The following is an 11,275-nucleotide window of genomic DNA, read 5'->3' as shown; positions in this document are numbered from 1 at the left end:
CAGCAACGACGTGTGGATCGACCGGCGCAGCCTGGTGTTCGTGCCCAAGGGCACCAACGGCTACGAGAGCGACCGCTGGTACACCGCGGGCGGCCTGCTGGAGGTCGGCGGCTACCTGGGCACGCAGGGGCACACGGTCGGCGAATGGATGGCGCAGGGCGGCACGGTGAGCTTCGGCGGCAAGGATGTGGTCACCCAGGCGGGCTCGAACATCAATCTCTCGGGCGGCACGATCGATGTGCAGACCGGCTTCCTTCGACAGACGTGGCTCAAGGGTGCCGATGGGCGGCTGTACGAAGTGAACAAGGCCCCGGGGGACCAGCGCTACACCGGGGTCTACAAGGGCTTCGAGGACCGGCACGAACGCTGGGGCGAGAAGGCGACCGACTACTACTACAGCCCGCTGATCGCATCGCAGAGAAGGCTGGAAAGCGGCTACACCGTGGGCCGCGACGCCGGCCTGCTGGTGGTCGGGACGAAGAGCGCGGTGATCGAGGGTGACATCGTCGGCGACACCTTCCAGGGCGTGCGCCAGACGCAGGCGCCCAACATCAACCTCGACGGCTACAACCAGTCGCAGAATGCGGCGGCACGTGGCGGGCAACTGGTCGTCGGCAGCTACATCCCGTACTACGTCAAGGACAGCGCCACGTTCCGGCACCGGCTGACAGGCGATGCGAACACGGTGCAGAACGTCGTCTTGGACAACACCGCGGAGAAGATCGCCGCCGGGCTGGACCTGAGCACCACGCTGTCGCTGGAGCGGCAGGGCACGCTGTTCCTGGACACCGATCGATTGAATGCGTCCGGCTTGGGCGGCGTGAAGATCGCCGCGGTCAACAGCATCACCGTCGACAACGACCTGACGGTGGGCAACGCGGGAGAGATCACGCTGTATGGGCCGAAGATCGACGTCAACGCCGATCTCACGGCCCATGGCGGCACGATTCGGTTGGGCAATGTGCTGCACCAGGTCAGTGCCGGTGCGCGCATCGAGGACACGACGCTGGCTGCCCCGGCGCGGACGACGGCAGGTGTGACGGTGGCCGAAGGTGTGCTGCTCGATGCCGGCGGGCTGTGGAGCAACCAGCGGCTCGACGCCAGCGACGGCAGCCGCTTGCCCTACCTCAATGGCGGCAGTGTGGCGGTGCGCAGCACTGGCGATGTGACCCTTGAGGCGGGCAGCCGGGTGGACGTGTCCTCCGGCGCGGCACTGGATGCCAAGGGCCGGCTCACGGGCGGAAAGGGTGGTGACCTGACGCTCGCGGCCAACGCCAACACCGCTGGCAGCCTGGGCAATCTGGTATTGAACGGGGCGTTGCTCGGGTACGGGGTCAACGGCGGCGGGCGCCTGAGCGTGCAGGCCGGCAAGGTGGTGATCAGCGACCAGGCTGTCGCCCCCCAAGCCGGCACGTTGCAACTCGACAGCGGGTTCTTCGACAAGGGCTTCGGCGCCTATGACATCACCGGCAATGAAGGTTTGCTGGTCGCCGATGGCACCCAGGTCGCCGTGACTTCGCCGGTGTACCGCCTCAATGAAAGCGCACAAGGCGTGGCAAGTGGCACGGACCCGCACGGTGCACTGGAAATCTGGACGCCGCCCCCCTACCAGGACAACCCCACGAAGGGCGTGTTGACCCCCCGCAAGGGCGCGAGCCTGAGTCTGCAAGTCGGCACGCTGTTGTCGACGGCGACGCAGATGGCCATGGCGCAAGCACGCATCGGCGATGGCGCCCAGATCAACGTGGACCCGGGCCAGTCCATCAGCGTACGCAGCATTGGACAGCTGACCGTGGACGGCACCCTGAATGCCTGGGGGGGCAGCATCACCTTGGGTGGCGTCAGCATAGAACCCACCGTGGCCAGTAGCGTTGAAGCCCAGGGCCATGGCCGTTCGATCTGGATCGGTGAACACGCGGTGCTGGACGCGGCCGCGCGGGCGGCAACCGCAGTCGACAGCCGTGGCCGTCGCTACGGCGTGGTGGGGCAGGGCGGCAACATCGTGATCGGCGGCGATATCGACCCGGCCACCGGGATCGCCACCGCAGCCAACCTGTTTGTGGTGGTCCGCGACGGCGCGCGTCTTGACGCCTCCGGCACCCAGGCGGTGCTGGACCTGCCCGGCGTCGGCCCGAGCGTGATCGCCAGCCGCGGCGGCAACATCTCCCTGGCGTCCAACAATGGCGTGTACCTCGACGGAACGCTCAAGGCCAACAGCGGCGGCGCAGGTGCTGCGGGCGGCAGCTTGAGCCTGGCCCTGGAAGCACCGCTGTACCCAGAGGCAGCCGCCGCCCGCGTGCGGCAAGCCCGTGAATTGATCGTCAGTGCCGCCGATCCCGGCAAGTCGTTGCCGGACGGCAGCACTCCCGAATCGGTCGCCGGCACCCTGGCTTACGGCCATGGCCGGCTGACCGTCAGCCAGGTCAACGCCGGCGGCTTCGACAACCTGTCGCTGCTGAGCAATGGCCTGATCAGCTTCCATGGTGACGTGTCCCTGCGTCTGGGGCAGAGCCTGAGCCTGTATTCCGGGGCCATGGCCTTGACGGATGGCGCGGCCCGGCAGTCCCAAGTGCTGCTGGCGGCACCGTATGTGCGCCTGGCCGGTGTCGGCAACAACGATGCGGGCACCGACAGCGCCGTTCGCCCGACGGTCCAGGGCGGCGTTTCCACTCAGGGCGCGGCAGGCCTATTGAGGGTGGAGGCCGCGAACGTGCTGGACGTGCGCGACAGCGTCAACTTCGGTGCCCATGCCGAGCGCTCCAAAGCGCTGGCAGACACCATTGACCGTCGCGCTTTCGATCAGGCCCATTTGGTCAGCCAGGGGGACATGCGTTTTCTGGCGGGAACTACGTCTCTGGTCAAGACCACCTTGACCACCCAGGCCGACCTGAACCTGACGGCGGCGCAGATTTACCCGGCCACCGGGACCGTTGCCGAGGTCACGGTCGGCTTTGCGGGGCTCAACAGCGACTTTGACCCGACGCGTACCTTGCGCATCGGCAGGGTCGGCAGTACGGCCCCTGCGCAACCTGATTCCGTGTTCGGCAGCTTGTTGTTGAGTGCCTCGACGATTGAACAAGGCGGTGTACTGCGGGCACCCATGGGCAAGCTCACCTTGGGTGTGGATGGTGGCATCACTCGTTCGACCAAAGTGATCGACCTGCTGCCTGGCAGCCTGACCTCCGTCAGCGCCGGGGGCCTGGTGCTGCCGTATGGCGGGACGGTCGATGGTGTGACCTGGCAGTACGACGGCAAGCAGGTGGAGTTGCTGGGCGTCGGTGGCACCTCTAATTCCGGCAGTTTGGCGGTTGGCCTGCAACTGACGGGACGCTCACTGAATGTGCAGCAGGACGCGGTGCTGGACCTTTCCGGTGGCGGTGAACTGCTCGGCGCGGCGTTTGTTTCCGGGCGCGGCGGCTCCACCGATGCACGCTTCAGCCCCTTGGTGCAAATCGGCGCGGACGGGCGCTTTGCCTTGCCGGGGCTGGCCACCAACCCGGTCTATGCGATCGTTTCCGGCGCGCAGCCGGGGGTCGCGCCCAGTGGTGGAGAGCCGGGCGCAATCCAGCCGCTGGTGGGGCAACAAATCAGTATCGGTGCCGGCGTTCCCGGCCTGCCGGCGGGCATCTACACCTTGCTGCCGTCCACCTACGCCCTGTTGCCGGGGGCGTTTCGTGTGGAGATCAACGGTCTGGCACCCGCGTTTGCCGCCGGGTCGATGCCACATCCCTTGGCCATGAAGAACGGCTCCTGGTCAACCGAAGGCGTCCTGTCGATTGCGCATACCGGAATTCGCGACAGCCTGTCGAGCCAGGTGATCGTCACCCCGGCGGCGGTATTGCGCAGTTACTCCCAGTACAACGAAACTCGCTACGCGGACTTTGTTCGCGCTGACGCTGTGCGGCTGGGCGTACCACGCGCCGCACTGGAGGCCGATGCAAAAACCTTGCGCCTGCAACTGATTGCCGGGCAAAAGGATCTGGGGTTCACGTTTGACGGTGAGGGACGCTTTGAACCCGCCAAGGGCGGATTTGGTGCCAGTGTCTACGTGGTACCAGGCGGCGACATAGAGGTGATTTCCGACAGCGCCCAGGCCAGTACATCGCCGTCGATGGTGTCGGTGCGTGCCAGCGATTTGAATGCCCTGGATGCTGCCCGTTTGGTGGTGGGCGGCGACATGACGGTGGCGTATGGCCAGGGTGGCAACTTCGTAGGATTCGACAAGGGGGCCTACGCGACTTCGGTGGTCGTGCGTCAGGGCGCGACCCTGGCGGCGCCGGAGGTATTCTTGATGTCGGGGCGGTCTTCGGGCGCCATTGAGATCGAGCAAGGTGCATCGATCAACACCCTGGGGCGCGGCAAGGCCGCCTACGACTCGGACGATGGCTTTATCTATCGGCCCGGCAATCGCAGTGTGCTGGCGGTCTCCAATGGGCGCTTGCAAATGCTGGCCCCGACCCACGGGGATGGTTTTACTGGACCGGGCAGCATCCTGATCGGCCAGTGCAATCCAGGTGCCTGCGGCGGTGAAACCTCACTGTATTCCGAGGGCTCGATTGCCTTTGCGACCACCAACCGGTTTGCCTTGGGCGACAGCGTGCGCTACGGCACTCGCCATCTGGCACTGGCGGTGGGCGGGATCAACGTCGGCAGCGCCGAGGCGCTGGCCGATGCTGCCGCACGGGGGGCGTTGCCGTCGGGCTTGACCCTCAATCAGCAAGTGATGGATCGCCTGCTGCGCGGCGATACCGCCAACGGCGCGCCAGCCTTGCAAAGCCTGGCGCTGACCGCCGGGCAGTCCTTGAATTTCTATGGCACCACCACCCTGAGCACCCTCGACAGCTCGGGTAAATCCTTGCTCGATGAGCTGCTGCTCACGACCCCGGCGATCTATGGCCATGGCAACGCGGGTGACGTGGCGCTGATCCAGACCGGCACCTTGGTGTGGGGCGGCAACACCAGCGCGCCGCCGGCCGTGATCAGCAATGGCGCGGGCACCGGCAGCGGCACCCTGGAACTGCAGGCGCGACGCATCGAATTCGGCTACGGCCCCAATGCCCAGCCCGACAGCCTGGCCGACAACAGCCGGATGACCCTGGGCTTTGCCAACGTCAACCTCAACGCGAGCGAACGCATCACGGCCAACCACAAAGGCAGCCTGGCGGTGCATCAGTCGCAGGGGGCCTATGAAGCCGGCAAGGGTTTTGCCTACAGCGGCGGCAACCTGAGCATCACCGCGCCTTTGCTCACGGGCGAAGCCGGTTCGGTCAACCGGATCACCGCCGGTGGCGCAGTGACCGTCATGGCCCCGGCCAGCGGCGCGGCACCGGTGGATGCGGCGGCCATCGACGCGCTGGGCGCCGAGTTGCTGTTGTCCGGGCGCAGCGTGGCCCTCGACACGTCGGTGGTGCTGCCCAGCGGCAAGCTGACCCTCAGCGCCGATGAGGCGCTGACCTTGGGCGCTTCTTCGCGTCTGGACCTCAGTGGCCGCAAAGTGCAGATCAACGATGTCGGCAAATACAGCTGGGGCGGTGACGTCAGCCTGGAAAGCCGGCACGGCAACATTCGCCAGGCGGCGGGTGCGCTCATCGACCTGTCGGCCCCATTCAACCAGGGTGGCTTGCTCAAGGCCGTGGCCGTGGACGCCGCAGCAGGCCAGGTCGATCTGCAAGGGCAGATTCGTGCCGGTGGCAGCGGTTACTACGATGCCGGTGGCACCCTGGTGCCGTACAAGGCGGGCGGGGTGGACATCCGCGCGCAGCAGGTGGGGGATTTCGCCGCGCTGAACCAGCGCTTGAACCAGGGGCAGGTGTTCGGCTCGCGCAGCTTCCAGCTCAAGCAGGGCAACCTGGTGATCGGCGATGAGCTCAAGGCCAATCAGGTCAACGTCTCGGTGGACAACGGCAGCTTGACGGTGGTGGGCACCATCGACGCCAGTGGCGAGCGGGTCGGCACCATTCGCCTGGCCGGCAAGCAGGGCCTGACCCTCGCCGGCAGCGCCGTGCTGGATGCCCACGGCAGGGCATTGCGGGTCGACAGCTACGGCAAGATCATCGACGCGCCCAACCGTGCGATGGTCGAGCTCAACAGCGGGGACGGCCAATTGACCTTGGCCGATGGCGTGCACATCGATTTGCGCCACGGCACGGCCGCGGTTGCGGGCAACGCCCCGGGGCAATACGACGGCTTGGCCCGGGGCACCCTGGAGCTGAATGCGCCACGCCTCAATGCCAATGACGTGGCCATCGATGCCAGCGGGCGGGTCCATATCCTGGGCGCCCGTTCCATCGCGGTCAACGCGGTGGCCCGTTACACCGATGCACCGGTCGGCACCGAGCCGTCGGCCAGTGGCCGACCGTATCAGTGGATCGACCAGGGCTACCTGAGGAAAAAACACGACCTTGCCGAAACCTTCATCAACAACGCCTTGAACAACGACGGGCTGATGAAAGGCAAGCTCGCGGGTTTGAACAACAGCAGTTACAGGAATGCCTTCCACCTGCGCCCAGGCGTGGAAATCGTCACCGAAGGCGATCTCGTGGTCAGTGGCGACCTGGACCTGTCGGGCATGCGCTACGCCAGCGTCAACCCCAACACGCAGAAGACGTCGCTGTACGGCTCGGGCGAGGTCGGCAGCCTGGTGGTGCGTGCCGGTGGCAACCTGGACGTCTACGGCAGCATCAACGACGGTTTTGCCCCGCCGCCGGCCACCCCGGACGACAACGGCTGGGTGCTGACCCCCGGTCTGCAAGGGTTCGGTGCCGATGTGATCGTGCCCGGCCCTGGCGTGGTGCTGGCAGCGGGCAGTGCGTTCCCCACGGGCAAGACCCTCAACTACCCGTTGCCGATCCAGGCCACCAAACTGGCCCAAGGCACGGTGCTGCCCACCCAGGGCATCCTCGACGCACCCCTGACGCTGCCGGCCAATACCGTGTTGAGCGCGGCGGTGCGCGACAGCACCGGCAACCTGCTGTATGCCGCAGGCACCCTATTGCAACAACCCGTGATGCTGGCCGCCGGCACGCAACTGGACGCGGGCACCGTGCTGGCGGGCGCGGCCTCCCTGCGCGCGATGACCTGGCCGGCGGGCGTGCCGTTGCCCAGCCGTGGCCCGGTGACCGGCAGTGCGGCCGACGGTGTGGTGCTGGCCGAGAGCCTTGCACTCAATGTCGGAGCGCTGATCCCGTATGGCACGGACCTCAAACTGCCCGATGGCGCGCTGTCGGTGCCGTTGCGCACCGTGACCGGCGCCACGGCGCGCCAGAACTGGGCCATTGCGCCGATGTTGGCCGAAGGCTCGCAGTCGTGGTCATTGCGCCTGGTGTCCGGTGCCGATACCCAGGCTGCGGACACGCGCTCGATCCAGCCGGCCTTTGCCGGCGACCTGACCCTGGCCGACACGCACTACGGCATCTACGAAACCCATAGCAAGACCATCATCCCGGGGAAGCCAGCCCAGCCAGGCGGCGCCTGGTATTGGACTGATTTTGCCGAGGAACTGTTTGGTTTCGAGGCGGGTACTCCGGTGCCGGCATCCGATGCCATTCAGTGTGATGAGCCGGACTTCTGCGTCCGCGTCAAATACGTGTGGGACGCACTCGGCGAACTTTACGAAAAAGTACCCGGCCAACCAGTCTCGCCCGAGGATGAAGCCTTTTGCGCTGAAGCAGGTTTCTGCATTGCCCTGGGCGAACCCACTCCAGCAATACCCGAGCAGGTGATCGTGGGTCCGGTAAAACTGGTCTCGCCCGTGAGCCAGCATTTCAGCGTGCTGCGCACCGGCACCGGTGACCTGGACCTGATCGCTGCGGGCAACCTGTCGATGCAATCGCCCTACGGCATCTATACCGCAGGCGCTTCCAGCGCATCTCGCGCAGGCACTGCCGCCGCGGACTTTGACCGGGCCCGTGCCACCTCGGCGGATGGAACGGTGCTGGGCAAGGCGGCCAAGGCGTATGAGGCCTTGGTGGATGGAGGCGCTGCCAGCCCTTACGCCGCCTGGTACCCCGATGGGGGCGGCAACGTGTTGCTGCGCACGGGCGGTAGCCTGACGGGCGACCTCTGGACGCCGCGCACCGACGCGGCAACTGCCAATGATGGCCGCAGCCAACTTAACAGTGCGAATCTGGGTAACTGGTTGTGGCGTCAAGGCACGGGCGACACTGCGGGTGTGACCCCTACGCCGACCAGTTGGTGGATCAACTTCGGCACTTATGTACAAGGTACATACGGCGCCCACAGTCTGTTCGAAGACGCCGCACAGATAGACCTGCTCCCACGGCTTGTAGGTTTCACCGGTGTCGGCGCCCTGGGTGGCGGCAACCTGACCCTGGACCTGGGCGGCGATGGCGGCATGCAGACGCGTCGCGGTTCCCGTGGCGGGGTGAATGCGCCGCGCAGCGAAGGATTGGTGTTGGCGGTGGGCAGCACCGGGCGGGTCGTCGATGGCCAATTGCTGCTGACCGGCGGTGGTGACCTGAATGTGCGTATGGGGGGGGATTTGAACCCCGGGCTGGATGCCCGTGCGAGCGGCAATGTAAACAACTCCAGCACGCTGTCGGCCGACTATACCCAGCAGGTGCTCAGCCTCAACGGCGTGCTGACAAACCTGCGTGGCGCCTTGAACCTGCAGGCGGGCAGCCTGGGGGGCATCGCCTTGAACTACGGCAGCCTGAAGGGGAACCAGGACGCCAAGGAAAGCCGAGCCTACTCGCCGTATACCGCAAGCCTGGGCACGGCCACCGGTGGGATCACCCTGATGCTGGGGGATGCCACGGCCAACCTGTCGACCCGGGGCGACCTGGTGTTGGCGGGGACGGGCGACCCGGGGCGTATTACTACCGAAAATACCCAGGCGTTCCGTTACAACGGCAAAGACTATGGCAGTGGCGTCGCCTGGTTCTCGTTGTGGACCGATCGTACTGCCATCGACTTGTTCTCCGCAGGCGGCAGTCTGACGCCCAGCACGCAGACTGCATCGCTTACGGTTGGCAGCAGCGCGCTCGTGCCCTTGGGAGGGGTGAACTACTCCAGTTCGGACGGGCGCTTTATCTTCCCTTCCAAACTGGGCGTGGTGGCGGCCAACGGCAGCATTTATCTAGGTGCGTCGGCGTTGGGCGCCAACGCACAGGCCAATAACCCCGCGTACTCGCTGTTGCTGGCGCCGTCGAGCAAAGGCAGGCTGGCCATGTTGGCCGGGGACTCGATCTACGCCAGCGGTTATGCGGTCAATCAATCAGGGGAAAGCCTTGGGTCGATCCCGACGCCTTTCGCACCGGCTTTTGACGGTGGGCGGGATCCCCAGAACAGCGCCATCAACAACCTGGGCGGTGATGCGGTGTCGGCCACCGCCGCGCAGGGGCTTTCACTGTTCGCCTTCCGCGACTCGACCGATTTTGCGCGCCAGCAGTCCCAGGCAGAGCCGGCCCGGTTTTACGCCCAGCAAGGCGACATCGTGGGTTTGCGCAGCGGTGAAATCCTGACGTTCAGCGATGTGCGGCAGGGAGTCCGCTATGAATCCGCAGGCCCGGTATGGATCCGGGCGGGGCGCGACATTGTCAGTTCAGGCACGTATCTGGGCTTGCCCACGACGTTGCCTTCCCTGTCGGGCTACAACGGGGACTACAACGGCGAAAGCCGTGGCAACCTGTTCGTTCATAGCAATCCGAACGATGTCTCCGTCGTATCCGCCGCTAGGGACATTCTCTACAGCGCCTTCAACGTGGCCGGGCCGGGGACGCTGGAGATCACCGCCGGGCGCAACATCCTGATGGAAGACAAGGCTTCGGTCGTGAGCCTCGGTCCTGTCGTTGCCGGGGACCTGCGTCCAGGCGCCAGCGTCGTCATGCAGGCCGGGGTCGGTCCTTCGGGGCCGGACTATGTGGGCTTCGCCCGGCGTTACTTGACCCCGGGCAATCTGGCGGACAGCGGCGCATCGCTGGCCAGCCAGCCCGGCAAGGTGCCTTACCTCTACAACCGTGAACTGACCTTGGCTGGCTGGCTGCGCGAGCAGCATGGCTACACCGACGATGAGGCCGGTGCCGAAGCCTTCCTCGCGGGTCTGCAAGCCCAGCGCGATGCCGCCACCGATCAGCCCCGGCGCGACCTGCGCCAGGACTATGCACAGACGAGCCAGCTGCATCTGGTGAACTGGCTGCGCAACCGCTTCGCCTATGCGGGTGCGGCGCAGGATGCGCAAACGTTCTACGACGCGCTGGCCCCCGAGCAGCAGCGCGTCTATGCCCGCAACGTCTACTTCGCCGAACTGAAGGCCGGCGGCCGCGAATACAACGATCCCGACAGCGCTCGCGTCGGCAGCTATCTGCGCGGCCGCAACGCCATCGCGGCGCTGTTTCCGACACAGGATGCCCAGGGCCAGAAGATCAGCTACCAGGGCGACATCACGATGTACGGCGCAGCCGGGGTCAACACCCTGTTCGGCGGCGACATCACCATGCTCACTCCAGGCGGCAAGCAGGTCTTCGGCATCGAGGGCGAAGCGCCCCAGCCCGTGGCCGGTGTCATTCCCGGTGTCATCACGCAGGGCCAAGGCGACATCGCGCTGTATTCGCTGGGCAGCATCCTGCTGGGTCAGAGCCGGATCATGACCACCTTCGGTGGCCACGTCATGGGCTGGTCGGCTGAAGGCGACATCAATGCCGGGCGGGGTTCCAAAACCACCATCGTGTACACGCCGCCCAAGCGGGTCTACGACCAATGGGGCAACGTCACGCTGTCGTCGGATGTGCCGAGCACGGGCGCTGGCATCGCGACGCTGGCGCCGATTCCGGAGGTGCCGGCCGGTGACATCGACCTGATCGCGCCGCTGGGCACCATCGACGCAGGGGAGGCGGGCATACGCGTCTCGGGCAACGTGAACCTCGCGGCGCTGCAGGTGGTGAACGCGGCCAACGTCGCCGTGAAGGGCGAGGCCATCGGCATTCCGACCGTGGCGGCGGTGAACGTGGGCGCCTTGACCAATGCAAGTGCTGCCGCCTCGCAAGCCGCTGGCGCGGCGCAGGAGGTCTTGCAGCGCGAGCGCGTGGCGGCACGTCAGGCGTTGCCCTCGGTGTTCACGGTGCGCGTGCTGGGCTTCGGCAACGAGCCGGTAGACGGCGGCACGGGCGGCAGCGAGTCACGGCGCAGGCCGGCAGAGCAGACGAGCTATGACGCGTCGGGCTTTGTCCAGATGGTGGGGCACGGCGCCTTGACCGATGCGCAGATCGCACGCCTGAGCGAGGGCGAGCGCCGCGGTCTGCCGCGTGGACGCTAGTCC

The 11,275-nt window shown here is 66.3% G+C and carries 1 protein-coding gene; it reads left to right on the top strand.

Going from position 1 to position 11,275, the window contains the following annotated elements; genetic code table 11:
* Window positions 1-10: 10 nt before the first annotated feature.
* The gene (locus ACSFBC_RS27415) at window positions 11-11,272 is read left to right on the top strand and encodes a filamentous haemagglutinin family protein (protein WP_435513492.1); all 11,262 of its coding nucleotides are present in this window, start codon (window positions 11-13) and stop codon (window positions 11,270-11,272) included.
* Window positions 11,273-11,275: the final 3 nt, after the last annotated feature.

It is taken from the genome of Variovorax frigidus, assembly GCF_051216515.1.
Lineage (GTDB): Bacteria > Pseudomonadota > Gammaproteobacteria > Burkholderiales > Burkholderiaceae_C > Variovorax.
Note: the sequence above shows the minus strand (reverse complement) of the source record. Positions and strands in the feature narration are given on the sequence as shown.